This is a genomic window from Pseudomonas lactucae (assembly GCF_016937615.1).
Taxonomy (GTDB): Bacteria; Pseudomonadota; Gammaproteobacteria; order Pseudomonadales; family Pseudomonadaceae; genus Aquipseudomonas; species Aquipseudomonas lactucae.
In genome coordinates this window covers 13,463-39,411 of record NZ_JAFHKI010000038.1, presented here as the reverse complement: position 1 = coordinate 39,411, position 25,949 = coordinate 13,463, and the positions used below count along the sequence as shown (strand labels likewise).

Genomic DNA, 25,949 nt, shown 5'->3' with positions numbered 1-25,949 from the left:
AGGGTTAGCCGCAGAGCACTGCGGCGCGTACCGGATCGATGGCCACCAATGCCGCCAGCAGGGCTTCCATGCGCCGCGCCAGAGTGGGTTTGTCGGCGTCGTTGCGCTGGGCTTTCACCCGCAGCAGTTTGAGCAGGCGCGCCTTGACCTCGAAATTCAGCTCGGGCTCCCACTCGGCCAAGGCCTGGCGTTGTGCGGTAGCGTCCAGCTCTGCCAACAGATGGATGGCCAGATCGCTTTTGGCATATTGCTCGGCAACGCGCGCCATCAGCAGGCGCAGCAGCCAGCGTTGGCGCCCGGTATGAATACCCGGACGCGCGGCCAGCCAAGCCAGCGCCTGGTCCACGCCGTCGCTGTCGGCCTGGGCGACGGCCTCGCCTTCCAGGGACAGGATGTCGGTATCGCCAGTGGGCGCTGTCATTGCAGGCACGGGTAACCATTGCTGGGGTTGGTTGCCGCTGACGTGCTGGGCAATCCACTCGCGGGTGGTCTCATCGGCGAAGGGGCTGCCGTCACTCCAGCACAGCACTTCCAGGCCCGGCAGGCGCTCAAGGAACATGCCCAGGTCACGCTTGGCGATATCGGCCCAGCGATCCTGCGGCGCGGGCTGCTTGCTCAGGGCCTGATACAGGTACCACTGCAGGTCGAGCCAGAAATGGTTCACCCCCTCGGCATAAATCCGCTCGACCTGCTCGATCAACTCCGACCAGTTCTGTTGCAGGTAAGGACGCATCGCTGGCAGTGGCTGTAAACGGGTAGCGGCTGTTCCTGCAAACAGGTTTGCAGCAGGTCGCTGCCGAGGTTGGAGGTCATGAGAATGACGGTATTGCAAAAGTCGATTTCGCGCCCTTCGCCATCGCGCATAAAGCCGCGATCGAAGACCTGGTAAAACAAACTGAGTACGTCGCGATGGGCCTTTTCCACCTCGTCGAGCAGCACAACGCTGTAGGGCCGTTGGCGCACGGCTTCGGTGAGCACACCGCCCTGGCCGTAACCGACATAGCCGGGCGGTGAGCCTTTGAGTTGGCTGACGGTGTGGGCTTCCTGGTATTCGGAAAAGTTGAGGGTGATCAGCGATTTTTCGCCACCGAACAGGCTGTCGGCCAGGGCCAAGGCGGTTTCGGTTTTGCCCACGCCACTGGTGCCGACCAGCAGGAACACGCCCAGCGGTGCCTTGTCATCGGTGAGGCCGGTCTTGGCTGCGCGTAGGCGCTGGGCCATGGCGCTCAGGGCCGGCGCCTGCCCGATGACACGCTCGCCTAACTGCTGCTCCAGCATCAGCAGATTGGTCTGTTCGTCCTTGAGCAAGCTGCCCAGGGGCACCCCGGTCCAATCGGCAATGACTTCGGCCACGCTACGCGCGTCGACATCCAGCGACAGCAGCGGCTGGTTGCCCTGGACATCGCTCAACTGCCGTTGCAACTGCGCGCAGGTCTCGCGTTGCGGCGGCTGCGCCTGACGCGCATCGATCAGTTGCTGGGTCAGGTCAAGTTCTTGCCGGTATTGCTGCTCCAGAGCGATATATTGGCGTTGCAGTTCGGCGTGTTGTTCGGCGATCACCGCCAGACGCTCATCGGCGCCGTGGCCGCCGAGGCGCTGATCCTGTTCCAGCGCCTGGCCCTCCAGTGCCAGGGCCACTTGCCGGGCACTCAGGCGGATCAACGCCTGCGGTTCGCAGTCCAGGCTCATACGCACGCGGGCGCTGGCGGTGTCCAGCAGGTCGACGGCTTTGTCGGGCAGTTGGCGACCGGTGAGGTAGCGCCGCGACAGGCTGACCGCAGCCTGCACGGCCGCATCTTGAATGTGCACGCCGTGATGGGTGGCGTAGCGCCCTTTGAGGCCGCGCAACATCAGGCTGGCGTTGGCATCGTCCGGCTCATCGACCTTAACCATCTGGAAGCGCCTTTCCAAAGCCGCGTCGCGCTCAAAATACTGTTTGTACTCGCTCCAAGTGGTCGCAGCGATGGTGCGCAGCTCACCGCGGGCCAAGGCGGGCTTGAGCAGGTTGGCTGCGTCGGCGCCACCAGCCTGGTTGCCGGCGCCGATCAGAGTGTGGGCCTCGTCAATGAACAACAGCACGGGTTGTTCGGACTGCTGCACGGCGTCGATCACGTTTTTCAGCCGTTGTTCGAACTCGCCTTTGACGCCAGCACCCGCTTGCAACAATCCCAGGTCAAGGGTACGTACGCTGACCGATTTGAGACTGTCCGGCACCGCGCCGTGGGCGATGCTCAACGCCAGGCCTTCGACCAGTGCTGTTTTGCCGACACCGGGCTCGCCCACCAGAATTGGGTTGTTTTTGCGACGGCGGCTGAGGACGTCGATGACCTGGCGGATTTCGTCGTCACGGCCAAACACCGGGTCGATCTGCCCTTGCGCTGCCTTGGCTGTGAGGTCATGGGTGAACCTATCCAGCACCGCCTGCAACGCCTCCACTTTTTTCGTTGCGCTGGGTGGGAATATGACGGGTTCACCTGAAGACGTTGCGGGGCTGTCCGACGCGGCTGAAGCTTGCACCTCGGGGCGCTCTTCGGACGATTGATCCAATAACACCAAGAGGCGCTGCAACTGAACCTCACTGAGGCTGAGCAAAGGCCAGGCGGCTTCACACACCAGTAAGCTGGGCGTTTCCATCAACGCGCTCAGCAGGTGGACAGAGCGCAGGCTGTCATTGTTGTCGTCCAGCGAGGCACGCAACCAGGCGTTCTTGATCAATTGCTGCAACGGCTCCGACAGCTGCGGCTTGCTCTGTACGCTTCGTGGCAGACGGTCGATATGCTCTAGCAACCCGTACCACAGCGTCTCCATATTCCACTCGTAACGACGCGCGATCACGGTCAGGTCACCGTCTCCCTGCCCCAGCAACTTGAGCAGCCAGTGTTCAATGGTGATCTGTGCATGCGCACGGTTTTGGCACAGCGAGGCCGCTGCACTCAATGCCTGGGCGCAGTAGGGGTTGAGGCGGCGAAGCAAGCGAGTGGAATTGGGTGCCATACGGTTACATCCTTGTTCGGGGATCTGGGTGTGTCGTCGATAGAGCCATGAATTTGAAACTCAATGTGTTTGGCTGAACGCCCGCAAACGGACGCTCAACCCAGCACACCGGGAGCCGAAGGCAAAAGACCACCTGCGGCTCCACACGCATCAGGCGCTCTGACGTTCATTCCACGAGTCGGAGTGGATGATGTTGCCGTCCTTGTAGGTCCAGGTGACCTTCTCGTAACGCAACTCAATCTGCTCAAGGTGGTTGTGCTTCTCTTTGCCTGGGTCTTTGACGTCGTGCATTTTCGGCGCGACTTTCACCACCTTGACGTTTTCCAGCTTGGTGACGAAGTACTCGACTTCCTGCCCGGCGTCGTCGATGCGGTACCACTTGAATTCAGCACTTTTGAGGGTTTGCCCGGTGGTCACGGCCTTGTAAAGGTAAGGGCTGGACGCATCGATTTCCTTGGAAAACAGAAACGGCGTGTGTACGCGCGTACCGGTCAACTTGCCGGTGTTGTTGTCGGTGGGGATGTACAGGCTGTGGTCCTGGGCCACCACTTCGATGCTGCCTTCGCGCTTTTGCACATCCACCGAACCCTTGATGTTTGCGCCGCCGTCGTCTTGCAGCCAGAGGTAAACGGGAATTGCCATGTGAAGCTCCTTTTCTCGGAAATTTAACTGTCGCGGGATGCGACTGGGGGTTGCCTGTCCGGCCCGGCGGTAGAGAGCGCACACGCCCCTGCCTCGGGTACCAGACGGATATCGACGCGGCGATTGGCTGCACGCCCCGCCTCGGTGTCGTTACGGGCGATCGGTTGGCTGGCGCCAAAGCCCTGCACGGCAAAACAGCTGTCGGGAATGCCGCCCATCTGCTGCATCCAGGCATGCACGGCCGCGGCGCGGGCGCGGGATAGGCGAAGGTTGTTCTGCGGATCGCCGGTGGCGTCGGTATGCCCGGCGATCACAATTAGCCAGCCGGGCTGCGCCTTGATATCGACCAGCGCATTGATCAGGATCTTGGTCGAGCCCGGCTTGAGTTGGGCGCTGCCGGTGGCGAACAGCGACAGACTGTCCAGCCGCACCGGATTGAAATTTCGGGTGGGCGGTGTGGCCGACGGTGGCTCAACGTGCGCGGCCAGCACCGCCAGCAGCGGCGCGCGCAAGCGTTCGCCACGGTACAGGCCCAAGCCGAACGCCAAGGGCACACCGTGGCGGTAGTAGGCGTCCAGGCGCTGGGCGTCCTGACGAAGGATGGTCACGGCGTCTTCACGCCAAAGGAATTGCCGCTGCTCACGCTGGGTCGGTTGGGGAATGGCCGCATAGCGCCGCAGATCGTCACTGACCTGGCGCACCAACAGGGTGTTCTGCCACGCCGAACTGGCGAGTGCGACTACACCTGCGACGGCGAACAACCACAGGGCAATGACGCTTGCACGGTGTACTGGGGAGCGCAGCGGGCCGAGGGGCAGCAGGCTGAGCACAGGGTCCGGGAATGGCAAAACCGCATCCATCACCACCGGTCTGTTGTCAACCACCGCCACTCTGCTGCGTAACCATTGCTGCCACAGGCTACCTTTCACGGCATGAGGCAATGCCGGTACCAACTTGACTGCACAGATCGTCGCCAAACCTGGAGAACTGCGGGTGCAGAGGTGTGGCAGCACGGCGTCATGCAGCCAGGCCACAATGCTGTTCAGCTGTATGCTCGCGTGCATCCGAGCCGCCTGTATGGACGAGCCAGTGGTTTGCTGCTGCCACTCATCCAAACCGACGCAGGCACCCGCATCACGCACACGGACGTGGGCCTGACCATTGTTCCAACTGAACCAAGGCGCCTCGCCGTGCAAGGTTTGCAGGTAGCTCACCAGCAACAGCGGCAGCGCAATGCCACGCTTGCGTGCCAAGGCCACCTGGTGTTTGAAGGCGCGCACTTGACCGGCGAGTACGGCGCCATCGCTATGGGCACCAGGGTTAACGGCGAACATTACGCCCAGTTGCCCGCCCCAGCCTGGGCGCAAGGCCAGGACGCTATCGGTGACGGTCGGCAGTTGCTCCAGGCTTGGCACGCGCACATAACAACCTTGCTCGGTGACACGCAGGGTCAACTGTTCGGTTGGAACTGCGCCGAACAGCCCCTCCAGGCCATCACCGCAGACCAGTACGACGGGGTGACGAAACGAAGCCGCAGGCAAGGCCATGTTATCGGCCATCCGTACCAACCCGCGCAGCCGCTCGACACGGCGGCGCAGTGATATCCAGGCCCATGCAACACAATACACCGCGATCAACACGCCGAAGACACGTACCCACATCGCGAGCGGAAGGATGGCCAGCAAGGCCAGGACCAGTGCCCCTGCCCACAGGCATAGAATTCGATGCAAGTTAAAGGTCATCTGGCCCTCACCCCTGATCAGGCAAGAGCGAAGCAATGGCATCGCTCAACAGGTGATCCAATCCCCACCATGTGGCCGTAAGCAACATCCCCACGGCCACTACATGAACCAGAGGTGATCGAAGCCAAGCCAGACCGGCGATCAGCTCACTGCAACCTACGTGCGTTATCAGGCTTTGATTGACCTGAAGTGGAGTGGTCCGTGCACTGAGGTCAACCAGTAGCTGCTCCCGCTCGGGGTCACTCACATCACGGTAGCGCCCACGGAAACCCAACATCAATACCCGTTGAAAGGCCGTCAGCACATGTCGATCGGGCGCAGGCTCGCGCAAGACTTCGCGCATGTCCTCGTACAGAAACTCACCCGCTTGATGGCGATTGAAAAACTTGGTCTGCAACGGCTCGCTGGCCCAAGAGGCGTGCGCGTCACCTTCGGCGCAAGTGAGGACGGTTTCATCGAGCAACGCGCATTGCGCATGACTGATGTGATCGATGCTGCGCTGGCTCAGGCCCGCGAGTTTGAGTCGCTGACGCACCTGTTCGACCTGTGCTACGCAAAGCTGCGACAACGCATCTCCACTCGGCACGGCTGCCCCCTGGCGCAACTCGACCACCAACAGGTAGGTGTCCTGCAACAGCACATCGATATCCATAGCCGCCGCTGTGTGTTCTTTGGAAGCCGTCAGGTTCATGAGCGCAGCACCGCAAACAGTTCAAGCTTCACGTCGGCCAAGGTACTTGGCACATAGAAAGCGCATACCCCTTCGTCCAGCACCGCCTGCCCCTTGGAGTGATCAAGGTCCAGCGCGAAATACTGGTTTTCCAGGCGCAATGGAATCGCCGCCGGCACATGGCTGAGAGATTGCAGTGGAACGCCGTCGAGTGCGGCGTTGACCAGGTAATTGACCTCGTCGGGCGTGCCGATCTTGCACAGGCGTGGGAACTGGTCCTGCAACTGCGCGGCGGGCAACCGGCACCGCACCGAGAGATAGAAATCAGCACCCTCACGCTCGCGCAGGCGGGGGTCGTTCAGCGTGACCTGCCAGCGATTGGCGCCCTGTTCTTCCAGTTCCAGGGCAATGACCCGCGACGGCAGGCTGGCTTCCAGCAGCAAGGAAATGGTGTGCATCAATGGCGGGAACACCGCCTCCAAAGACTCGTGCCGGTAGGCTGGAATCTTGTCGATATCGTGTTCCAAGGAGAACGTCAGCAGGCTGCCGGCCAGCTTTATCAGTTGCTGATAGACCTGCTCGGGGTGCCGTGCGGGAAACGCCTGAAGGTCCGCCAAGATGGGCTGATAGGTATTCAAGGCATTCAGCAACCAGAACAGCGACACATCGGCCACGGCAAAATCAGCCATGCGCTGATTGCTTTCCCGACGCATGCCCATCAGCCGTTGCCGCTTGGCCGATAATTGCGTCAACAGGTTGTCCAACTGGCTCACCAACCCCGCATGCGCAGCGAAGCTCAGCAACGGTGGCACATAGGCCGGGTCGAGGCTCCAGGCGCCCTGCCCGTCACGCACCAGACGCGCAATCGGGCAGGTCAGGTAATCGGCGTTGTCATCGCGATTCAGGCGCAGGCTCAGTACGTGCTCCATCACACCGATTGACTGAACCTCATCCGCATAGATGTCTTGTACCTCGCGCCATGCCTGACGGTAGCGCATCGGTCGATCAACTCTGCCCCCCTCAAACAGGCAGTTGTTGCCGTTGGCCTGCTCCAGTGGCAAGGCCAAGTGCAGCAACGCTTGCTGATCGTCGTCAGCCAACGACTGCGCCAGCTCCAAAGCGGGAGGCAGGCGGTCCACCTGCTCCGTGTCGATCCAGGTGCCATCCGGCATTCGTACACGCAGTTGAGTCACCTTGAGTTTGCCCAGCCGCAAAGCCTCCGGGTCAAACTTAACAACCTGGACACCCCAAGGATGGGCCAAGGTCAGACGAGCGAGCTGCTCGTTGGCCCAGGCCTCCCAGCGCGCCTGCTGCTGGAATTGCTGCGGGCACAGCAACGCCCCGGCAGCCCATAGAGGGCGATCGATCTTCATGGCATCGTTTCCCTACGACTGAATCAGGCTTTGGCCTTGGGCATCTGTGAAACCAGCGACAGATTCACGTCCATACCTTCGACCTGGAAGTGCGGTACGGCGTACAACTTGATGCGGAAGAAACCCGGGTTGTCCTCGATATCTTCCACCGTGACCTTCGCGTCCCGCAGGGGGTGTGAGGCTTGAAGGTCATCGCCGGGGTCGGTCATTTCGGTCACCAGCCCACCGATCCATTTGTTGAGCTCCAACTCCAGCAAACGACGGTCCTTGGTGGTGCCGATGTTTTCGCGCTGGATCACCTTCAAGTAATGAGCGATGCGCGATAACAGGAAGACGTAGGGTAAGCGTGCGTTAATGCGGCTGTTGGCGGTGGCGTCAGGGGTGTCGTACAACGCCGGTTTCTGGACCGAATTGGCCGAAAAGAAGCACGCGTAGTCACGGTTTTTATAGTACGAAAGCGGAATGAAGCCATGGTTGGCGAATTCGAACTCGCGAGTTTCCGGAATCATCACCTCAGAAGGGATCTTGACCTGATTGCCGGTGCCCAAGTCGTACAGGTGAATCGGTAGGTCCGTGACCGCGCCACCGGACTGAGGTCCACGAATCTGCACACACCAGCCATTGGCGATAAAGCTCTTGACCATGTTTGCGGCAAAGGAGAAGGCTGCGCTCACCCACAGGTACTTCTCATGATCAGGCCCTTTAACACTCTCGCCATAGTTGAAACTGCGCACAGGAGCAGTGTCCGGCCCGTAAGGCAAACGGCCCAGCACCCGTGGCGCGAGCAGACCGAGATAGCGCGCATCATCGCTCGCAGTCAAACTGTGCCACTTGATATATTCAGCACGATCCAGGTAGTTTCCAATGTCCTTGATGGCGGCAACTTCCTCCATGGTTTTCTTGCCGAAGAATGCCGGCCCGACGGAACCAATGAACGGCATATGTGCAGCGGCAGCCACTTTGGAAATATTGCGCAACAGGGTGATGTCCTGCGGCTGGTTATCGAACTCATAGTTGGAAATGGCTGCGGCAATCGGCTCACCACCTGGCGTGTCGTATTCCTGGGTGTACGTATGCGCATAGAGACCGCTCTGGGCAATTTCCGGCGCATCGTCGAAGTCCTGCACCAAGTGATCTTTACTGACGTCCAACAACTCAATTTTCACGTTCTGGCGAAAATCAGTCTGATCAATCAGCGACTTTGTGCCACGCCAGATAGACTCAACGCGCTGAAAATCCGGGTGATGCATCACTGCATCCAATTGTCGACTGATCTGCGCATCCAAAGATGCAATGTGCTCATCCAGCAGCGTCTTGTCCAAACGCTCAACCTTCTGCGACGACTCCTTAAGCACCTTCAAGAATACGCTGACCGCAGCGGTCACCCGCTCATCGGCAGAAGCCTCGGACAACGCCTCCGCACACTGAAACATGTCAATGTCACCTAGTTCTGAAACCGGGCTCAAGTTGATCTTACTAAACAGTGAACTGTAGACACCGTGACTTTCTTCAGGTAACACAATAGCGTCGCGCGATTGCACGTTAGAGCTTTCAACAGACATTTGATAACTTCCTTTTAAACGAACCGAGATAAATTAACGATCTTCGCTTAGCGCCAGCGCGGCCAGCTCAGCGCGCAGTTCATCGCTCAATGCGTCATCCTTCACAATGCTCTCCAACTCGTGACGGAAGGTTGCGTTATCCAGCAGGTTGGACTTGAGATCACGAAGCAGGTTGCGCATGGCCAGCAGGGCACGCAACTGCGGGATCTGCCGCACTACCTGCTCCGGTTCAAAATCTTTCATGCGCTGAAATTTCAGCTCGACAGAGGCTTCTGAATCGTCATGAGCCAGGGTGTTCACCACCACGAACTTCACACCAGGAGAAAACTCAGCCATTACACTGTCGAAGTTGTTTTTATTGATGTTGACCTTGCTTCTTTCGGACAGCGAGCGTTGTTCTTTGCCGTTGCTGTAGTCACCCAACACCATCAACTTAAGTGGCAGTTCAACTTTTCTCTGCGCTCCGCCCGTGTGCAGATCCAGCTTGATATTAACCCGTGCTTTAGGCACTTCATTCTGAAAGCTATTTGAAGCCATGACCCCACCCCTCCGGCTGCTGCTGCAAGTAAAGCAAGACTGAAACCTGTACTTTCAACCGGCTCGCTAGCAACCCAACCGGCCACAGTACATAAATTCCATTTCATGAGGTCAAAGTGCTACGTGCCGCGCACCTCTTTCCTTCCCCTTTACAATGAAGTATCTCAATCAACCTTGACCAGCCCCCAAAGTACGAGAGGGAAGTTTCGACAACGCATTAGCGATATTTCCTACATACGGCCCGGATTCACTTGATTCTGCCTATCACCACAACGTGCGCAGACGCACCGGAACATTCCCCGCTGACAGCTCGAACGGACCTTAACCTCAGCCCTACACGCGGCTCATGCCCCCTACCGCCAATCTAAAAGATGAAGGTTAGATTGACCGACCAACTTTGAACGACTACCTCTTACACCTTTGCCGACTATTTCTGACAGTCCCGCCTGAAAAACCTAACAGTCACGAAAAATGACAAGCCTATTTCTAAAATAAACGTTATTTATTCAATTGTTTTGGGCAAAACGCCCATGTCTCCATTCACACCATGAAGATCCAGGATCATGCCAAGCACTACACACTCTCCCCCACTGCGTACTGCCTCCGGTACATCCCTGCGACCTCGCCAGTTCAATGGAGAGGAAGCGCGGCTGGTACGCTACTACCGTTCATTATCGGATCAGGATCGTGAGGCGGCGCGCTGCCTGCTGTTTGCCTTCAAGGAGACCAGTCGATCCGAACGCCCTCCCCCATAAAGAGTGACGCCGTTATCTGTAAGCGAACAATGAAGAAACATTAGGGTTGGGACACGTTGCCGAGGGTGCAACCTTTGCCAGCAGATTTGACCTGCCGGACGGCAGCATCTGAAAGAACCATGCTTCCAGCCTCCTGAACGTGGGAATTCAGGGCTGGATGCTCAGCAAATGACTCGTCGGACTCCTGTAACAATCCGTTCTCGAAGCCCACCATTTTTATGGACTGGCTTCTGGACTAAAAACCTCCGGATACCCGTGGCTTTCGGTGGATTCTGACGGAACGAAAAAAGCCGTCGGCGCTTTCAAGCGCTGGAAACAAAAAACACGCACACACAAAAACGCGATCATCTCTGATCGGCGTTTTTGTTAAATATGGAGCGGGAAACGAGACTCGAACTCGCGACCCCGACCTTGGCAAGGTCGTGCTCTACCAACTGAGCTATTCCCGCAAATGGCGTCCCCTAGGGGACTCGAACCCCTGTTACCGCCGTGAAAGGGCGGTGTCCTAGGCCACTAGACGAAGGGGACACGCTACTGAAACACATGGTGTGTATTTCAGTGCCCAGAGGCCTGGTCCGAAGACCGGGTCCTGGTTTCACTCAGTGCCGCCCGAAAGCCACACTGTTTGTAAATTGGAGCGGGAAACGAGACTCGAACTCGCGACCCCGACCTTGGCAAGGTCGTGCTCTACCAACTGAGCTATTCCCGCATATGGCGTCCCCTAGGGGACTCGAACCCCTGTTACCGCCGTGAAAGGGCGGTGTCCTAGGCCACTAGACGAAGGGGACACACGTACAACCACTCCCTACCGCGTTTCGCTGTGTGCTTTACGCTGTAAGTGGCGCGCATTCTATGGATGGATTGAAAGGTCGTCAACCCCCAAGGATAAATTTATTTAAATCAATGACTTCGCCCCCGTTTACCGCTCCATGAGGGCATTCTGCCTGTCCAGACCCTGGCGCCTATATTCTGGCGCCCGACAAGACGCTATAGTTCACCCGAGCAAATGATGGCAATGTGCATCCATGCAGGGAGGCTACTTATATAGATAGAAGAAACTACCTGGCAATTGGTCGATCTATCCTATCCGACAGCCAGCGCAGTCACTACACTCCACTGTAAACCCTATAAAGAGGTCACACCGGTGACACCACTCATGATCACCCTGCTGGTAATAGCCGGGATCGCAATACTGATCGCCATTGGCTATATGAACCACGTGGTGGAAAACAACAAGCTGGAAAAGCAGCGCACCGAAATCGAGCTTAACGATCGCCTGCGTCGCTGCGGTGAAATCACCGAGACTTTCCCCGGCCAGTTCATGACCCCGACGCTCAAGCTGTTGTTGACCCGCCTGGAGCTCAACGTCAACCAGCGGCTGGCGAACCTGAACAAAACCAATGCTACATATAAAGCGCGCATCACCGAGTTGAGCGCACTGGTGGCCCAGGGCGAATCCATCCCGGTGAACAACCCACCCGCGCCGATCCAGACCGAAGCCAAGGCCAAGGATGTACGCTTCCTGCTCGAGGCCCTGCATGGTCAGGTTACTCGCGCCGCCCAGGACGGTTTCCTACCGACCAACGAAGCCAAGCACTGGATCAAGGAAATACGCCATATCCTGGTGCTGCTGCACATCGAGTTCTTCAACAACCTCGGCCAACATGCCTTGCAGCAAGGCCAGCCTGGGCAAGCGCGCCTGGCCTTCGAGCGTGGCGCGCAATACCTGCGCAAACAGCCGGAGCCGGTGCTCTATAGCGCTCAACTGCAGCAGTTGGAAGGCCAACTGGCCCGCGCCAACGCCACGGTACTGGTCAACAGCAAACAGACGATAGACGAGGCCAGCGAACTGACCGAGGGCATGAAGGAAGTCGACGCCGACGCCGAATGGAAAAAGAAAGCCATCTACGACTGATCATGTCATCCGGGGTCTGTGGGGTGAGCGAGCCGGCTCACCCAGAGAAGATGCCATCACTTTGCCCCTATCCCCTGCCCCCCGACTCGCGTAAAAAAGTGCCCCTCACTCCGTGAAGTTAGAGGCCTGCTATGCCTGTCGCCGTGATTGATGAACAACCGTTGCACTACACCGACCAGGGCACCGGTCCTGTCGTCCTGCTTGGCTCAAGCTACCTATGGGATCGCGACATGTGGGCGCCGCAGATCACCGCGTTGGCGCAAAAATATCGCGTCATCGTGCCCGAGTTGTGGGGCCATGGTGAATCAGGCCCACTGCCTGTATCGACCCGCTCCCTCGACGACCTGGCGCGCCAGACCCTGGCCCTGCTGGACCACCTGGATATCGAACATATCAACCTGGTAGGCCTTTCGGTCGGCGGCATGTGGGGTGCACGCCTGGCGCTGCTGGCGCCTGAGCGGGTCAACAGCCTGGTGCTCATGGACACCTACCTGGGTGCCGAGCCCGAGGCCACGCGCCAGTACTACTTCTCGCTGTTCAACATGATTGAAGACGCCGGCGCCATCCCCGCGCCATTGCTGGATGTGATCGCCCCGATCTTCTTTCGCCCGGGTATCGACCGCGAATCGGCGTTGTATCAGGATTTTCGTCAGGCGCTGCAGGCCTTTCCCCGCGAACGTCTGTTGGACAGCATCGTGCCGTTGGGCCGGTTGATCTTCAGCCGCGAGGACATATTGGCGCAGCTGTCGCGCCTGGATGCGGACACCACGCAAGTCATGTGCGGCGAGCAGGACAAACCCCGGCCGCCTGAGGAGTCCCGGGAAATGGCCGAGCTGATCGGTTGCGAGTTGATTCTGATCCCCGAGGCCGGGCACATTTGCGCTCGGGAAAACCCGGACTTCGTCAACGAAGCATTGCTGACCTTCCTCGCCAACAACACCAACACCTGAGCCCCCTCCCCATTGATCGCCGCACTCAAGCGGCGATCAAAGGCGGAAGTGCCCCACCATGCCCTTGAGCTCGGCCCCTAACTGCGCCAACTCGATGCTCGACGCGGCATTGCCCTGCATGCTCAACGCCGATTGATCGGCACTGGCGCGGATGCTGGTGACGCTGCGGTTGATTTCCTCGGCCACCGAGCTTTGCTCCTCGGCGGCGGCGGCGATCTGCTGGTTCATCTGCTGGATCAACGAGACGGCCGCCGCGATGCTGCCCAAGGCGCTTTCGGTTTCCAGGGCATCACTGACCGCCAGCTTCACCAGTTCGCCGCTCTGTTGAATTTGCTGCACCGAAGACTGCGCGGCGCTGCGCAAAGTGCTGACCAGTCGCTCGATTTCTTCGGTCGATTGCTGAGTGCGCTTGGCCAGTGCCCGCACCTCATCGGCCACCACCGCAAAGCCACGCCCTTGCTCGCCCGCACGGGCCGCTTCGATCGCGGCATTCAACGCCAGCAAGTTGGTCTGCTCCGCCACACTTTTGATGACGCTCAACACCGCGCCAATGTTCTGGATCTCCGCACTCAGGCTGTCGATACTCGTGCTGGCACTGGCACTGGACGTGGCTAACAACTCGATGCGCTGCAAGCTCTGGCGCACCACTTGCTGGCCGCTTTCAACCTTGTCATCGGCGGTCTGCGCGGCTTGCGAGGCCTCTTCGGCGTTGCGCGCCACGTCGTGCACAGTGGCCGTCATCTGGTTCATTGCCGTGGCCACCTGCTCGGTCTCTTCCTTCTGGCTGCTGACCTCAACGTTGGTTTGCTCGGTGACACTGGACAGCGAATGCGCCGAACTGGCCAATTGCTCGATTCCCGCCTGCAACCCGCTGACCATCTGGCTCAAACCGTTGCCCATCTGTTGCATCGCCTGCATCAACTGGCCGATTTCATCACGGCGGCTGACCTCCATCCTGCCGGTCAAGTCGCGGCGGCAATCTGTTGCGCTACCGCGATCACGCGGCGCAACGGGGCGACGATCAAGCGGGTGATCACCCAGGCCGCAATCAACCCCACCAACAATGCTAGCGCTGACGAGCCGATGATCAACACCGTGCTTTTTTTCAACTGTGCCTGCATCGACTGGTCTTCAGCGTCATACGCCTGGTTGACCCGGCTGACCACCTCGGCCGCACGGTCATGCAACTGTTTGTAGACCACCTTCTCCTGCGCCAGCAGGCCAGTGTACTCACCGAGTTTTTCGGTGAAGGCGGCGATGTGCCCCGAGACTTCGTTGAGCACCGTCTGGTAGCCAGGGTCCTTGACCGAGGTTTTCAGTTGCTCGACCTGAGCCAGGGCCTGGTCGGCCTGCTCGATCTTGCCTTGCTCGGCGTCGTCTGCATCGACCTTGCGACTCTGGTCCAGGCGCACATGCGCTTCGTTCATGGCTTGCAGCATCAGGCGCGATACCTGGCTGACCTGTCCGGCCTGCTCGATAAACTCGGCGCCCTCCTTGCCCTGGCTTTCCTTGAGGCCATAAGTACCGTCGTCCGACAGGCCGGCCTGCAACACATCGAGGTTATTGGCCACACTGGACACTGACCAACTGGCCATTTCCAACGCCAGGTCCTTGGTCTGAGTCAGCTCGACAAACTCATCGAATGCCTTGCGGTAGGCGGCCAGGGCCGACTCGACATCCGTCATGGCCGGCACGTTGGCGGCGGACTGCACCTTGAGGCTCGCCGCCAGGGCCGCCAGGGCATCGACGCTTTCATGCAGAGCGTCGACGGCCTTGGGGTCGGCGTGCAATGCGTAGTCCTGCTCGATCAGTCGTACCTTGAGCAGGCCACTGTTGAGCGACGACATGGCCTTGAGGCCTTCGAAGCGCTGACCAACGGTTTGCAGGGACCACACGCCAATGGCCGCTACCAGCGCGGTCAGCAGCAGCACCAAGGCAAAGCCCAAGCCCAGTTTTATCGCCATACCCAGGTTGGCGAAACGTCGTTGCACGCCCGAAATCATTGCACTTGATCCTCTTGCAATGGCGGATGCCATCAAGCCCGATAGACAAGCAGAGAGATTCGCAACGACCGGGCCATAAGCACAAGCCATTGGCGCCACAATAATGGCAAAAAGCTACACGCCCGTCGTTTTCAGAAAGGTCGAGGTCGATCTGGCGGGCCCCATGGCCCGGAACAATGCCAAGGCCCGTTGATCACCAGCATAGGCCACATTGATGCGCAGCCACTCACTGGTTTCGCCGGTCGGGCTGAATAACGCGCCAGGCGATAGCAACACGCCCAATCGCCGCGCACACGCCTGCAAACTCGATTGCTGCCCCGCCGCGGGCCGTGCCCACACAAACATGCCACCGGCGGGCACCGCGAAGACCTCCCATTCTTCGTCCTCCAGTACCTGCAACGTAGCGGCCATTTCGGCGCTCAGGCGCTTGCGCAGGCGCTGTACCCACTTGCGATAAGTCCCGTTGGCCAGCAACACGGCAACCACCGCTTCGGCAAACCGCGAGGTACCGAAGCCGGTCATGGTCTTGAGACTGACCAATTGAGTGATGATCGCCGTGCTTGCGCACAGGTAGCCCACGCGTAACGCACTGCTCAGTGTCTTGGAAAAACTCGCGACGTAGATCACCCGATCCGCATGGGGCAACGCCGACAGCCGCGTGCAACTGGCATGTTGCAGATCGGCATAGACATCTTCCTCGATGATCAGGAAGTTCTCGCGGTGCGCCAGCTCCAGCAAGCGCTCGGCCACCGCACGGCACAGGCTGGTGCCGGTGGGGTTGTGATACAGGCTTTGAGTGAACAGGCATTTGGGATGGTGCGTGTGCAGCAGCGCTTCCAGTGCCGAGATATCCGGGCCACTGCGCGTGCGCGGCACCTCCAGTAAGCGAACCCCCTGAAACGCCAATTGGCGATAGAGGTTGCCGTACCCCGGGGTCTCGACCACCACGCTGTCGCCAGGCTTAAGCAACGTACGGATCAATAGGTCCTGGGCATGGCTGGCGCCAGCGGTGGTGAGGATCCGATCCAGGCTGCTGGCGATGTGATTGCGGGTCAAGCGCTTGAGCAATTGCTCGCGCAGCACCGGCAACCCCAGTGGGGTGCTGTAGTTGAACAGGCCGGCGGTGTCGGTACGGGAGACCTCACGAATCGCGTAGCTGAGGTCATCGCTTTCGCGCCAGGCATCCGGCAACCAGCCACAGCCCAGCTTCAGCTCACCCAGAGGGTTATCGGCAAACGCCCCCCACACCTGCTCCGCACCTTCGTACCAGTGACCTTCATGGGCAGCAGGCGGATGGGCCACGATAAAACCCGCGCCTTGCCTGGGCGCCAGCACGCCTTGGGCAACCATCCGTTCGAAGGCTTCGATCACGCTGGACTGGCTGAGCAGGTTATCCAGCGCCAACTGGCGAATGGACGGCAAGCGTGTGCCAGGACTGACCCCGTTCTCGCGAATCCACTGCGCCACGGCACTGACGATTTGCTGCACCACCGGTACAAGGGCTTGTCGATCGATCCCTAAATCCATGAGCCACTCACTGTCTGATTTCAACCCGAAGAGTTAAGCACAGAAGCGCGCCGCGACCGCTCGCGAAAAATAATTAAATCGTTGATTTTATTGAATTATTTACCTACTGATACAATTCGATCACGGCGTTTTGCCAGCTCTGGAAAAGCCCCACACCCCCCCCTTATGTTTTCGAATAGGCGACGGGGCAAGGTCCTAGATAGCCGTCGCGCCGCCGTCCACGGCCAAGGCATGGCCAGTGGTGAACGCCGCACCGTCGCTGCACAGGTACAGCACCGCACTGGCGATTTCCTCGACGGTGCCAATACGCCCCACCGGGTGCATGGCGGCAGCGAAGTCGGCCTTGCGTGGATCGGCTTCATAGGCACGACGGAACATATCCGTATCGATCACCGCCGGGCAGACGGCGTTGACACGTATTTTCTTTTTCGCATATTCGATAGCCGCCGACTTGGTCAGGCCGATCACGGCATGCTTGGAAGCCGCATAAATACTCATCTTCGGCGCGGCGCCCAAGCCGGCCACCGAGGCGGTGTTGACGATGGCGCCGCCGCCCTGGGCCAACAGCAGCGGCAACTGGTACTTCATGCACAGCCACACGCCCTTGACGTTGACCCCCATGATCGCGTCGAACTCATCCAGGCTACCGTCCGCCAGTTTGCCCTTCTCGATCTCGATGCCGGCGTTATTGAAGGCGTAGTCAAGACGGCCATAGCCGCTGATGGTCTGCGCCATCAGTTGTTGCACGTCCGCCTCCAGGGTGACATTGCAGCGCACGAACATCGCCTCGCCGCCGGCTTGCCGGATCAACCCAACGGTGCCCTCGCCGCCGGCCACATCCAGGTCGGCGACCACTACTTTCAAACCTTCAGCGGCGAACGCCAGCGCGGTGGCGCGGCCAATACCGGCGGCGGCGCCGGTCACCAGAGCGACCTGGCCGGAAAACGTCATGCTCATGAGGGGTATCCTATGGGGGAAATAGCCGTTGGCCGAGTCTAGCCAACGCCGGGAATTGCGCGTCAGCACTATCAGAACCACGGTTAGCGCTGCATGAGCCGTAGTGATAACACCCCACGGCGTTGTATCAATGGCGCCTATCGATGGGCATTCGCCCCCTGCACTGGCCTTGCTCCCAAGCCCTCAAAGGTCTATCACTCAAGGTTCATTTCCAAAGAGTCTCTGCCATGACTGCCCAGACCAATCGTCAATTCCTGCTCGCCAAACGCCCGGTCGGCGCGGCCACGCGGGACACCTTCACGTACCAGGAAGTGCCGGTGGGCACGCCGCAGGACGGGCAAGTGCTGGTGCACAACGAATACCTGTCGCTCGACCCGGCCATGCGCGGCTGGATGAACGAAGGTAAGTCCTACATACCTCCCGTCGGTATCGGCGAAGTGATGCGCGCGTTGGGCGTGGGAAAAGTGATTGCCTCGAACCATCCGAACTTCGCCGTCAGGGACTACGTGAACGGTGCGCTGGGCGTGCAGGATTACTTCGTCGGCGAGCCGCGCGGCTTCTACAAGGTTGATCCAAAACTGGCGCCGCTGCCCCGCTACCTCTCCGCATTGGGCATGACCGGCATGACCGCCTACTTCGCCCTGCTGGACACCGGCGCGCCCAAGGCCGGTGACACCGTGGTGATCTCCGGCGCGGCCGGGGCGGTGGGCAGCATTGCCGGGCAAATCGCCAAGCTCAAGGGCTGCCGTGTGGTCGGCATTGCCGGCGGTGCCGACAAATGCAAGTTCCTGGTCGATGAACTGGGCTTCGACGCCGCCATCGACTACAAAAGCGAAGACGTACCCGCCGCGCTCAAGCGCGAATGCCCCAAGGGCGTGGATGTATATTTCGACAACGTCGGTGGCGATATCCTCGACGCCGTACTCAGCCGCCTGGCGTTGAGGGCACGGGTGGTGATTTGCGGCGCCATCAGCCAATACAACAACAAAGAAGCGGTGAAAGGCCCATCCAACTACTTGTCACTGCTGGTCAACCGCGCGCGGATGGAAGGCTTTGTGGTGATGGATCATGCGGCCAACTTTGCCGCCGCCGGACAGGAAATGGCCGGCTGGATGGCGCAGGGCAAGCTCAAGAGCAAGGAAGATATCGTAGAGGGGCTGGAGACATTCCCCGAGACGTTGATGAAGCTGTTCAACGGCGAGAACTTTGGCAAGTTGGTGCTCAAGGTCAACTGAACCACCCTGGAACCCCTCAATAGGGGAGCGGGCTTGGCTCGCTCCCCTGTTTTTTACCGCGTATGCGTCAAGGTCAGGCGATCTCGGCCACTACCGCCGCCAACGCCTTGGCCGGATCCGCCGCCTGGCTGATCGGACGGCCGATGACCAGGTAGTCTGAACCCGCGTCCAGTGCCTGACGCGGGGTCAGGATGCGGCGCTGGTCATCCTGGGCACTGCCCGCCGGACGGATCCCCGGAGTGACCAATTGCAGCGACGGGTGAGCGGTCTTCAGCGCCTGGGCTTCCAGGGCCGAGCACACCAGGCCATCGAGGCCGGCTTTCTGTGCCAGGGCGGCCAGGCGCAAGACCTGTTCCTGGGGCTCGATGTCCAGGCCGATGGCGGCCAGGTCTTCGCGCTCCATGCTGGTCAGCACAGTCACACCGATCAACAAAGGTTTAGGGCCGCTGCGCTGTTCCAGCACTTCACGGCACGCACTCATCATGCGCAGGCCGCCGGAGCAGTGCACATTGACCATCCACACGCCCATTTCAGCGGCAGCCTTGACCGCCATGGCCGTGGTGTTGGGAATATCGTGGAATTTGAGGTCGAGGAACACCTCGAAACCCTTGTCACGCAGGGTGCCGACGATTTCCGCAGCGCAACTGGTGAACAGTTCCTTGCCGACCTTGACCCGGCACAGCGCGGGGTCCAACTGGTCAGCCAGCTTCAGTGCGGCGTCACGGGTGGGGTAATCCAGGGCGACGATGATAGGCGTCTGGCAGACGGTCATTGGCATGGGCTCTCAGGCAAGTCGAAATCGGCGCGGATTGTAGCGCAAGCGGTGCCGTTGCGGGATCCGATGATCGGTAAATACTGACCAACCGCTGTCAGGCGGGTATTTTTTGCAATTGTTTCAAAACCGATACATTCACGACATGCCCCCAACATGCCCCGCCGCTAGCCTCGCTCGCACGACCCACCGACCAGCACTTCCAGCCATGGGGCTGGGCGCCTATGCTGAGCGCAACGACCAGGCAGATGATCGCACTATGCAGACCCCTTTGGCCCCAGTGAACGACGCACAAAAAGGCGCGATGATCACCGATGACAAGCGCTGGAATACGCGCGCGCTGATCGTCGATGACGATGTGCCGATCCGCGAACTACTTATCGACTACCTGGCCCGTTTCAATATCCTTGGCATCGGCGTTACCGACGGCGCCGCAATGCGCCTGGCCATGCATGCCGAAGCCTTTGATGTGGTGGTGCTCGACCTGATGCTGCCGGGCGAGGACGGGCTGTCACTGTGCCGCTGGTTGCGCTCGGAGTCGGATATTCCGATCCTGATGCTCACCGCCCGCTGCGAGCCCACCGACCGCATCATCGGCCTGGAGCTGGGCGCCGATGACTACATGTCCAAGCCGTTCGAGCCGCGCGAACTGGTGGCGCGTATCCAGACGATCCTGCGCCGCGTGCGGGATGACCGCACCGAGCAACGCGCCAACATCCGCTTCGATAATTGGCGCCTCAACAGCGTGCTGCGCCAATTGGTGGCCGACAATGGCCTGGTGGTGCCGCTGTCCAACGCCGAGTTCCGCCTGCTGTGGGTGTTTATCGAACGTCCGCGCCGGGTGCTGAGCCGCGAGCAATTGCTGGATGCGGCCCGTGGGCGTTCCATCGAAGCGTTCGATCGCAGCATCGACCTGCTCGTCTCGCGCCTGCGCCAGAAACTCGGGGATGACCCCAAGGCACCGCAGTTGATCAAGACCGTGCGCGGCGAAGGCTACTTGTTCGACGCACGGGATATCGGTTGATGCGTGCTCCCTTCAACACACTGTTCGGTCGGTTGTTCGGCGTGTTGCTGGTGGCGATTGTGCTGGCCCATGTGTTGGCGTTCTTCTGGTTTCACCATTACGGGCCCCCACCGCCGCCACCGCAGGAGACTTTTGTGGAGCAGGCGGACGGCACGTGGGTGCCGCAGCACAAGGAGCATCGCCGCCCCTGGTTTGGCGGGCCAGTGGTACCGCTGACGTTCCAGTTCATTTCGCTGATCATCGCGGCCTGGTACGGTGCCAAGTTGCTCAGCCGGCCGATCCAGCGCCTGAGTGAAGCCGCCGAGCGCCTGAGCCTGGACCTCGATAGCCCGCCCCTTGACGAGTCAGGGCCCCGAGAGGCGCGCCAGGCCGCATCGACCTTCAACCTGATGCAACGCCGGATACGCGAACAAGTCAGCCAGCGCGCACGCATGCTCGGTGCCGTCTCGCACGACCTGCGTACCCCGCTGTCACGCCTCAAGCTGCGCCTGGAACAGATCGAAGACCCGCGATTGCAGGGCCAGATGCGCCAGGACCTGGACGACATGATCGACATGCTCGACGCCACCCTGAGCTACCTGCATGAACAACGCACCAGCGAAACCCTGCAGTGGCTGGACGTGCAGGCGCTGGTGGAGTCCATGAGCGAAAACGCGCAGGACCAAGGCTCGGATGTGCAATTCGCCGGCACTTGCGCCCCACTGCAAGTGCAGCCCATGGCACTGCGGTCGTGCCTGAACAACCTGATCGACAACGCCCTGCGCTATGCCGGCACGGCGCGTATCGAGTTGACCGACAGCCGCGAGGCCCTGGTAATCCGCGTTATCGACCATGGCCCCGGGATTGCCGCCGACAAGCGCGAGGCCGTGTTCGAGCCGTTCTATCGGCTTGAAGGCTCGCGCAACCGCAATTCCGGCGGCGTCGGCCTGGGCATGACCATTTCCAAAGACGCAGTGGAGCGTCTCGGCGGCCGCCTGCGCCTGGAAGAGACACCAGGCGGCGGCTTGACCGCGGTGATGTGGTTGCCCAGAGCTTAAAGAGGCTTGTCTTCGGGGCGACTCGGCGCGTGGCTCGCGCTCCAATCCATCAGCAGGCTGTACGCCACCGCCAGCAGGGTCGGGCCGATAAACAAGCCGATAAAGCCAAAGGCGATCAAACCGCCGAACACCCCGAGCAACACGATCACCAGCGGCAGGTTGCCGCCACGGCTGATCAGGTACGGCTTGAGCACGTTGTCCACGCCACTGATGATGAAAGTGCCCCACACGCCCAGGAACACGGCGTAGGTGTAGTCGCCCTTCCATGCCAGCCAGGCCGTGGCCGGGATCCACACCAGCGGCGGCCCCATGGGAATCAGGCTGAGCAGGAAGGTGACGATCCCCAGCACCAGTGCGCCCGGCACTCCGGCGATCAGGAAGCCGATCAGCGCCAGCACGGCCTGGGCGGCAGCGGTGCCGATCACGCCGTTGACCACCCGTTGCACCGTACCGGCCACCAGCTCGATGTAGTAACCGGCGCGGTCACCGATCAGGCGCTCCAACAGTCGGTGCACAAACATCGCCAAGCGTGGGCCATCGCGATAGAAAAAGAACACGAATACCAGGCTCAGGGTCAGCTCAAGGATGCCGCCTCCGATCTGCGCACTGCGCGCCAGCAACCAGTTGCCCACCTGCCCCAGGTAAGGTTTGATACTGACCATCAGCGCCGCGCCCTGCTGGTCGATGCTGTTCCACATGCCGACCAGGCGCTCCCCCACAAACGGGATCGACCCCAGCCAGGTCGGCGCCTCGGGCAGGCCGTCGACCTGAATATCCTTGATCAATGCCACGGCGTCGCGCACATGGTCCGCCAGATTGAACCCCAGCCACACCAGCGGCACTGCCACCAGCAACATCCAGCCCAGGGTCAGGATGCCAGCCGCCAACGATTCACGCCCGCCCAGCCAGCGCGTCAGCAGCACCATCAACGGCCAACTGGCGAACGCCAGGACCGCGCCCCAGAACAGCGCCGACCAGAACGGCGCCATCACCCAGAAGCTGGCACCAAACAGCACCAGCAGCAGGATTTGCACCAGCAGGCGATCGTTATTGAGCATGGGGTCTCTCGAGAAGAAGTCCGTAGGAAGAAAGCTTAGGCGAACGGCGCGGGTCCGTTCGCCCGAGATGGTCAGCGTATCAGATGCAGGTGCAGGCCTTTGGTTTCACCGGTGCCGGTTTCCAGCCGCGCGGCGCGTACGCCGTTGTCGACCAGGGCCTGGCGCCAGGCTTCGGCGTTCAGCCCGGTCAGGCTGACGCGTAACGTGGTGTCGAGGTTCAAGCCGCGTGAAATCAAGGTGAGCCAGGTGACGTCAGGCTCGGCGCCCAGTGCCGGGAAGTCCAGTTCACCGGTGCTTTTCAACTCGCGCAACAGGGTCGCCGAGGTGGGCAGCAGATCGCCCAGCGGCGCACTGGCGTCCATTTGTTCCACATGCAGGTAGGCGCGTCGGTTACCGCGTGTAATGCCATACAAAGCGATCAGGGAATTGGCTTGTGGCTCGGCCAGGCGCAGCAGCAGGTATTCCTGCTGTCCATCGGCGCCGACCAGCTTGGCGTTGCCGAACACTTCATTGGCCCACAAGCTGCTCTCGCCGCAATCACGGGCCTTGCACCAGAACAACAATTGCGCGCCGTTGGCCTGCAACGCCTCGCGGGTGGCGGTAAACGCCGCGCTCGAGCTGTGTTCGGCAGGCATCTCGTAGGTGATCGCGGTGGTCTGGCCGCGCGCGGTGGCCTGGCCTTCATAACGCAACTGGCCGCTGATCTTGCGAATCGCGCCCATGGGGTAGATGCGTTCTTTTTCTTCAGCGGGGCGGTAATCGACGATTTGCGCATCGACCTGACGGGCCACGGTGGGCAGGTCCTGGCTACCGGGTACATCGGCGGCAAACACCAGTGGGCTGAGAAGGCTCAGCCCGAGGACACGGATACATCCGTTACGCACGCTCATAAGATCAACGCGCCTTGGCCATCGGAGGTCGCAGCGGTGTTGAGATCGTTCATGGTTGACTCCCTTTCAATCCGCCCAGCCTCGGCAGTTGACCGCGCCAAGTCAAGGCGCGGAGAAGAACCGATTGAAACAGTCTGCAACAAGGATCGCGCCAGGCTCGTCGTTCAGGTGCAAATGATGGCCACCCGGCAGCGTCGTCACGGTAAAGGGTAGCTGAGAAAGCAATTCGGGATGTTTCGCCAGCATCCCGTCGGCAGCCACCACCAACTGCGTAGGGCAACCCACTCGTCGCACGAAGGCCAAGGCTTGTTCATCGGTCAGACGCATCGGCGACGCCAGGGTCAAGCGGCTGTCGGTACGCCAGGTGTAACCGCCCGGCACCGGCATCAAACCGCGCTGGGCCAGCAGTTCGGCGGCTTCGCGGCTGACCGCCACCAAGCCTTTCATGCGCGCTTCGACTGCACGATCCAGGGTGCTGTAGACCGGCTTGCGCTTGTCCCGCAGGTTCAATTGCGCCTGCATGGCCATGCCCAGCCGCTCGGCAGCGTTGTCACCGCTGGCAGTGGGCGGGATGACGCCGTCGATCAAACCCAGGTGCGTCACGCGTTCCGGTAATGCCCCTGCCAACACCAAGGACACGATGGCGCCGAGGGAGTGGCCGAGTAATGCAAAACGTTTCCAGCCCAGTTGCTCGGCCACTTGCAGCACGTCAAAGACGTAATCCCACAAGGCGTACCCGGCACCCGCAGGCCGATGCGCCGAATGCCCATGCCCGGCCATGTCCAGCGCGACGATGCGCAATCCCCGCAGTTTCGGCGCCAGGCGTGCAAAGCTGTTGGCGTTGTCCAGCCAACCATGCAGGGCGATCACCGGCAAGCCGTCTTCAGGGCCGAACAGGTGGGCGGCCAATTCGATATGCGCCAGGCTCAGGCGGACTTCTTCGACCGGCGTGCTCATGCGCAACTGCGCTCGCGGGCCTGCCATCGGGCGAACAGGTTCTTGATCAAGGCCGCAGTGTCCTGAGGGCGTTCAAGCGGGAACATATGCCCGCCGGGCATGGTGAGCATTTCCCCCATGGGCAGGCGGTCGACGCCGCTGGCATGGTGACGCATCACCACCCGGCTCTGACGACCGCGCACCACCGCCAGCGGCACTTTCAACTGGCGCACCTGGCCAGGGCTGGTATGGGGTACGCCTCGGTAGATACTGATTTCGGTGGCCGGATCGAAGCGCAAACGCAGACGGTCGCCCGCCTGGTACAAGCCATGTTGCAGGTAGGCTTCGAAACAGTCCGGGTCGAAACCGCGAAACAGGGTCTTGCCGGCGAAGTAGCTGCGCGCAGCGTCCAGGTCGCTGAATTCTTCCCGACGGCCCAGGGTGCGCCCGGCCGGCGTCAGGCGGTCGATGAAGCCCAGGCGCTTGGCGGCGCGGATCACCCAGCGGTCGGCACGGGTCAGCACCGGCGAGTCGAGCATCACCACGCCGCGATACAACTGCGGGCAACGCAGGGCCGCGTGCAGATGCAACACGCCGCCCAGGGAGTGGCCCACGCCCCACACCGGTTCCGGCTGCTGCTGCAGATGGTGGATCAACTCGTCCACCAGGTTCTGCCAGTTATCGTCCACCGGAAACCTGGGGTCGTGGCCATGCTGCGGCAAGTGGGTGACAGTGTACTGCGGCGACAACGCGGCAAACAACTTGCCGTAGGTGGCCGAAGGGAAGCCATTGGCGTGGGCGAAAAACACAGGCTGCGACATACAGGACCCATCACTGAAAACAGAAGTGAATTGTCACCATGCCGGGTCGATGCAGCAATGACTGTAACTGCCAGGAATGATGACACTCACGCCACACCTATCGCGCCGGCGGGTTCTCGCCCAGAGGCACCACCGCCATGGTCAGGCGCGAGACACAGCTGGCCTTGCCATCCTCGCTGGTCAGGCGGATGTCCCACACCTGGGTAGTGCGGCCGATATGGATCGCCCTCGCCACCGCCGTCACCCGCCCGCTGCGCACGCCGCGCAGGTGGTTGGCGTTGACTTCCAGCCCCACGCAATAGAATTTGCTGGTGTCGACGCAAAGGTAGGCCGCCATGGAGCCGAGGCTCTCGGCCAGCACCACCGAGGCACCGCCGTGCAGCAGACCGTAGGGCTGATGGGTGCGATGGTCGACCGGCATGCTCGCGGTCAGGGATTCGTCGTCAAAGCTCTCGAAGCGAATATCCAGCAATTCACCAATGGTGTTTTTCTGGACGGCGTTGAGTTGTTCGATATTCGGTTGGGTGCGCCACAGGCTCATGCGATTGT

Annotated in this window: 22 protein-coding genes, 4 tRNA genes and 1 pseudogene; 5 read left to right on the top strand and 22 right to left on the bottom strand. The window is 60.6% G+C overall.

Features of this window, described 5'->3' with window-relative positions; genetic code table 11:
• Positions 1-4 precede the first annotated feature (4 nt).
• The 12 genes and pseudogenes from JWR98_RS30130 to JWR98_RS08200 form a co-directional block, all read right to left on the bottom strand.
• Positions 5-730: pseudogene (locus JWR98_RS30130) on the bottom strand (type VI secretion system domain-containing protein); the annotation flags it as partial.
• The gene (gene tssH / locus JWR98_RS08250; protein ID WP_425273167.1) at positions 697-2,994 is read right to left on the bottom strand and encodes a type VI secretion system ATPase TssH; all 2,298 of its coding nucleotides are present in this window, start codon (positions 2,992-2,994) and stop codon (positions 697-699) included. The pseudogene JWR98_RS30130 and the gene tssH, both read right to left, overlap by 34 nt.
• 150 nt (positions 2,995-3,144) lie before the next feature.
• Positions 3,145-3,636, bottom strand: coding sequence for an Hcp family type VI secretion system effector (locus JWR98_RS08245; RefSeq protein ID WP_073525664.1), 492 nt, complete (start codon positions 3,634-3,636; stop codon positions 3,145-3,147).
• Positions 3,637-3,659: 23 nt separating this feature from the next.
• Positions 3,660-5,378, bottom strand: coding sequence for an OmpA family protein (locus tag JWR98_RS08240; RefSeq protein WP_078732332.1), 1,719 nt, complete (start codon positions 5,376-5,378; stop codon positions 3,660-3,662).
• A gap of 7 nt (positions 5,379-5,385) precedes the next feature.
• Positions 5,386-6,069, bottom strand: a complete 684-nt coding sequence (gene tssL, locus JWR98_RS08235) for a type VI secretion system protein TssL, short form (RefSeq protein ID WP_078732331.1) — start codon at positions 6,067-6,069, stop codon at positions 5,386-5,388.
• Complete coding sequence (gene tssK / locus JWR98_RS08230) at positions 6,066-7,421, bottom strand: type VI secretion system baseplate subunit TssK (RefSeq protein ID WP_078732330.1); 1,356 nt, start codon at positions 7,419-7,421, stop codon at positions 6,066-6,068. The genes tssL and tssK overlap by 4 nt, the downstream gene beginning before the upstream one ends.
• Before the next feature lie 23 nt (positions 7,422-7,444).
• On the bottom strand, positions 7,445-8,983 hold the full coding sequence (tssC, locus tag JWR98_RS08225; RefSeq protein WP_078732329.1) for a type VI secretion system contractile sheath large subunit: 1,539 nt from the start codon (positions 8,981-8,983) through the stop codon (positions 7,445-7,447).
• A 33-nt stretch (positions 8,984-9,016) separates the two neighbouring features.
• Positions 9,017-9,520, bottom strand: coding sequence for a type VI secretion system contractile sheath small subunit (gene tssB, locus JWR98_RS08220; protein ID WP_078732328.1), 504 nt, complete (start codon positions 9,518-9,520; stop codon positions 9,017-9,019).
• A 1,128-nt stretch (positions 9,521-10,648) separates the two neighbouring features.
• Positions 10,649-10,724: transfer RNA gene (locus JWR98_RS08215), tRNA-Gly, on the bottom strand.
• Positions 10,725-10,727: 3 nt separating this feature from the next.
• A tRNA-Glu gene (locus JWR98_RS08210) sits at positions 10,728-10,803 on the bottom strand.
• 105 nt (positions 10,804-10,908) lie between these two features.
• Positions 10,909-10,984, bottom strand: a tRNA-Gly gene (locus tag JWR98_RS08205).
• A 3-nt stretch (positions 10,985-10,987) separates the two neighbouring features.
• Positions 10,988-11,063: transfer RNA gene (locus JWR98_RS08200), tRNA-Glu, on the bottom strand.
• Positions 11,064-11,419: 356 nt separating this feature from the next.
• On the opposite strand from JWR98_RS08200, the gene JWR98_RS08195 reads away from it, so the two are divergent.
• Together JWR98_RS08195 and JWR98_RS08190 are read left to right on the top strand one after the other, a co-directional pair.
• Entirely contained in the window at positions 11,420-12,190 is a 771-nt protein-coding gene (locus tag JWR98_RS08195) for a hypothetical protein (RefSeq protein WP_078732327.1), read from the top strand.
• 131 nt (positions 12,191-12,321) lie between these two features.
• Positions 12,322-13,140 carry an alpha/beta fold hydrolase gene (locus JWR98_RS08190; RefSeq protein WP_078732326.1) on the top strand — a complete coding sequence of 273 codons (819 nt, stop codon included), beginning with the start codon at positions 12,322-12,324 and terminating at the stop codon, positions 13,138-13,140.
• Between the two features lie 36 nt (positions 13,141-13,176).
• Here the strand turns inward: JWR98_RS08190 and JWR98_RS30125 are convergent, their stop codons facing one another.
• The 4 genes from JWR98_RS30125 to JWR98_RS08175 all read right to left on the bottom strand — a co-directional run bounded on the left by JWR98_RS30125 (position 13,177) and on the right by JWR98_RS08175 (position 17,627).
• Positions 13,177-13,881: a methyl-accepting chemotaxis protein gene (locus JWR98_RS30125; protein ID WP_425273168.1), complete on the bottom strand. Its 705-nt coding sequence runs from the start codon at positions 13,879-13,881 to the stop codon at positions 13,177-13,179.
• A 221-nt stretch (positions 13,882-14,102) separates the two neighbouring features.
• Complete coding sequence (locus tag JWR98_RS30120) at positions 14,103-15,131, bottom strand: hypothetical protein (protein ID WP_425273165.1); 1,029 nt, start codon at positions 15,129-15,131, stop codon at positions 14,103-14,105.
• A gap of 126 nt (positions 15,132-15,257) precedes the next feature.
• Positions 15,258-16,670 (bottom strand): aminotransferase-like domain-containing protein, encoded by a 1,413-nt coding sequence (locus JWR98_RS08180; RefSeq protein WP_078732324.1) that lies wholly within the window; start codon positions 16,668-16,670, stop codon positions 15,258-15,260.
• A gap of 195 nt (positions 16,671-16,865) precedes the next feature.
• Positions 16,866-17,627, bottom strand: coding sequence for an SDR family oxidoreductase (locus JWR98_RS08175; protein WP_205489722.1), 762 nt, complete (start codon positions 17,625-17,627; stop codon positions 16,866-16,868).
• A 227-nt stretch (positions 17,628-17,854) separates the two neighbouring features.
• Between JWR98_RS08175 and JWR98_RS08170 the strand changes: the two genes are divergently transcribed.
• Complete coding sequence (locus JWR98_RS08170) at positions 17,855-18,862, top strand: NADP-dependent oxidoreductase (RefSeq protein ID WP_205489720.1); 1,008 nt, start codon at positions 17,855-17,857, stop codon at positions 18,860-18,862.
• 73 nt (positions 18,863-18,935) lie between these two features.
• Here JWR98_RS08170 and pyrF read toward each other — a convergent pair whose 3' ends face one another.
• Complete coding sequence (pyrF, locus tag JWR98_RS08165) at positions 18,936-19,634, bottom strand: orotidine-5'-phosphate decarboxylase (RefSeq protein WP_003172851.1); 699 nt, start codon at positions 19,632-19,634, stop codon at positions 18,936-18,938.
• 259 nt (positions 19,635-19,893) lie between these two features.
• Here pyrF and JWR98_RS08160 point away from each other — a divergent pair, with 259 nt between their 5' ends.
• The gene (locus JWR98_RS08160) at positions 19,894-20,658 is read left to right on the top strand and encodes a winged helix-turn-helix domain-containing protein (RefSeq protein ID WP_078732425.1); all 765 of its coding nucleotides are present in this window, start codon (positions 19,894-19,896) and stop codon (positions 20,656-20,658) included.
• Positions 20,658-21,695 carry a sensor histidine kinase gene (locus JWR98_RS08155; RefSeq protein WP_205489718.1) on the top strand — a complete coding sequence of 346 codons (1,038 nt, stop codon included), beginning with the start codon at positions 20,658-20,660 and terminating at the stop codon, positions 21,693-21,695. The genes JWR98_RS08160 and JWR98_RS08155 overlap by 1 nt, the downstream gene beginning before the upstream one ends.
• Here the strand turns inward: JWR98_RS08155 and JWR98_RS08150 are convergent.
• From JWR98_RS08150 to JWR98_RS08130, 5 genes are all read right to left on the bottom strand, one after another.
• Positions 21,692-22,753: an AI-2E family transporter gene (locus JWR98_RS08150; RefSeq protein WP_078732320.1), complete on the bottom strand. Its 1,062-nt coding sequence runs from the start codon at positions 22,751-22,753 to the stop codon at positions 21,692-21,694. The two genes, JWR98_RS08155 and JWR98_RS08150, sit on opposite strands and share 4 nt — an antisense overlap.
• 71 nt (positions 22,754-22,824) lie before the next feature.
• Positions 22,825-23,643 carry a DUF4892 domain-containing protein gene (locus JWR98_RS08145; RefSeq protein ID WP_078732319.1) on the bottom strand — a complete coding sequence of 273 codons (819 nt, stop codon included), beginning with the start codon at positions 23,641-23,643 and terminating at the stop codon, positions 22,825-22,827.
• 102 nt (positions 23,644-23,745) lie between these two features.
• Positions 23,746-24,600 (bottom strand): alpha/beta hydrolase, encoded by an 855-nt coding sequence (locus JWR98_RS08140; protein WP_205489739.1) that lies wholly within the window; start codon positions 24,598-24,600, stop codon positions 23,746-23,748.
• The gene (locus tag JWR98_RS08135; protein WP_078732318.1) at positions 24,597-25,400 is read right to left on the bottom strand and encodes an alpha/beta fold hydrolase; all 804 of its coding nucleotides are present in this window, start codon (positions 25,398-25,400) and stop codon (positions 24,597-24,599) included. The genes JWR98_RS08140 and JWR98_RS08135 overlap by 4 nt, the downstream gene beginning before the upstream one ends.
• Positions 25,401-25,497: 97 nt before the next feature.
• Positions 25,498-25,941, bottom strand: coding sequence for a hotdog fold thioesterase (locus JWR98_RS08130; RefSeq protein ID WP_003172843.1), 444 nt, complete (start codon positions 25,939-25,941; stop codon positions 25,498-25,500).
• Positions 25,942-25,949 lie beyond the last annotated feature (8 nt).

Excerpts from the sequence above, each read along its gene's own strand:
- tssH (WP_425273167.1), bottom strand. The coding sequence starts at position 2,994 with ATGGCACCCAATTCCACTCGCTTGCTTCGCCGCCTCAACCCCTACTGC.
- JWR98_RS08245 (WP_073525664.1), bottom strand. The coding sequence starts at position 3,636 with ATGGCAATTCCCGTTTACCTCTGGCTGCAAGACGACGGCGGCGCAAAC.
- JWR98_RS08240 (WP_078732332.1), bottom strand. The coding sequence starts at position 5,378 with ATGACCTTTAACTTGCATCGAATTCTATGCCTGTGGGCAGGGGCACTG.
- tssL (WP_078732331.1), bottom strand. The coding sequence starts at position 6,069 with ATGAACCTGACGGCTTCCAAAGAACACACAGCGGCGGCTATGGATATC.
- tssK (WP_078732330.1), bottom strand. The coding sequence starts at position 7,421 with ATGAAGATCGATCGCCCTCTATGGGCTGCCGGGGCGTTGCTGTGCCCG.
- tssC (WP_078732329.1), bottom strand. The coding sequence starts at position 8,983 with ATGTCTGTTGAAAGCTCTAACGTGCAATCGCGCGACGCTATTGTGTTA.
- tssB (WP_078732328.1), bottom strand. The coding sequence starts at position 9,520 with ATGGCTTCAAATAGCTTTCAGAATGAAGTGCCTAAAGCACGGGTTAAT.
- JWR98_RS08190 (WP_078732326.1), top strand. The coding sequence starts at position 12,322 with ATGCCTGTCGCCGTGATTGATGAACAACCGTTGCACTACACCGACCAG.
- JWR98_RS30125 (WP_425273168.1), bottom strand. The coding sequence starts at position 13,881 with ATGACGGCCACTGTGCACGACGTGGCGCGCAACGCCGAAGAGGCCTCG.
- JWR98_RS08180 (WP_078732324.1), bottom strand. The coding sequence starts at position 16,670 with ATGGATTTAGGGATCGATCGACAAGCCCTTGTACCGGTGGTGCAGCAA.
- JWR98_RS08175 (WP_205489722.1), bottom strand. The coding sequence starts at position 17,627 with ATGAGCATGACGTTTTCCGGCCAGGTCGCTCTGGTGACCGGCGCCGCC.
- JWR98_RS08170 (WP_205489720.1), top strand. The coding sequence starts at position 17,855 with ATGACTGCCCAGACCAATCGTCAATTCCTGCTCGCCAAACGCCCGGTC.
- pyrF (WP_003172851.1), bottom strand. The coding sequence starts at position 19,634 with ATGACCGTCTGCCAGACGCCTATCATCGTCGCCCTGGATTACCCCACC.
- JWR98_RS08160 (WP_078732425.1), top strand. The coding sequence starts at position 19,894 with ATGCAGACCCCTTTGGCCCCAGTGAACGACGCACAAAAAGGCGCGATG.
- JWR98_RS08155 (WP_205489718.1), top strand. The coding sequence starts at position 20,658 with ATGCGTGCTCCCTTCAACACACTGTTCGGTCGGTTGTTCGGCGTGTTG.
- JWR98_RS08150 (WP_078732320.1), bottom strand. The coding sequence starts at position 22,753 with ATGCTCAATAACGATCGCCTGCTGGTGCAAATCCTGCTGCTGGTGCTG.
- JWR98_RS08145 (WP_078732319.1), bottom strand. The coding sequence starts at position 23,643 with ATGAGCGTGCGTAACGGATGTATCCGTGTCCTCGGGCTGAGCCTTCTC.
- JWR98_RS08140 (WP_205489739.1), bottom strand. The coding sequence starts at position 24,600 with ATGAGCACGCCGGTCGAAGAAGTCCGCCTGAGCCTGGCGCATATCGAA.
- JWR98_RS08135 (WP_078732318.1), bottom strand. The coding sequence starts at position 25,400 with ATGTCGCAGCCTGTGTTTTTCGCCCACGCCAATGGCTTCCCTTCGGCC.
- JWR98_RS08130 (WP_003172843.1), bottom strand. The coding sequence starts at position 25,941 with ATGAGCCTGTGGCGCACCCAACCGAATATCGAACAACTCAACGCCGTC.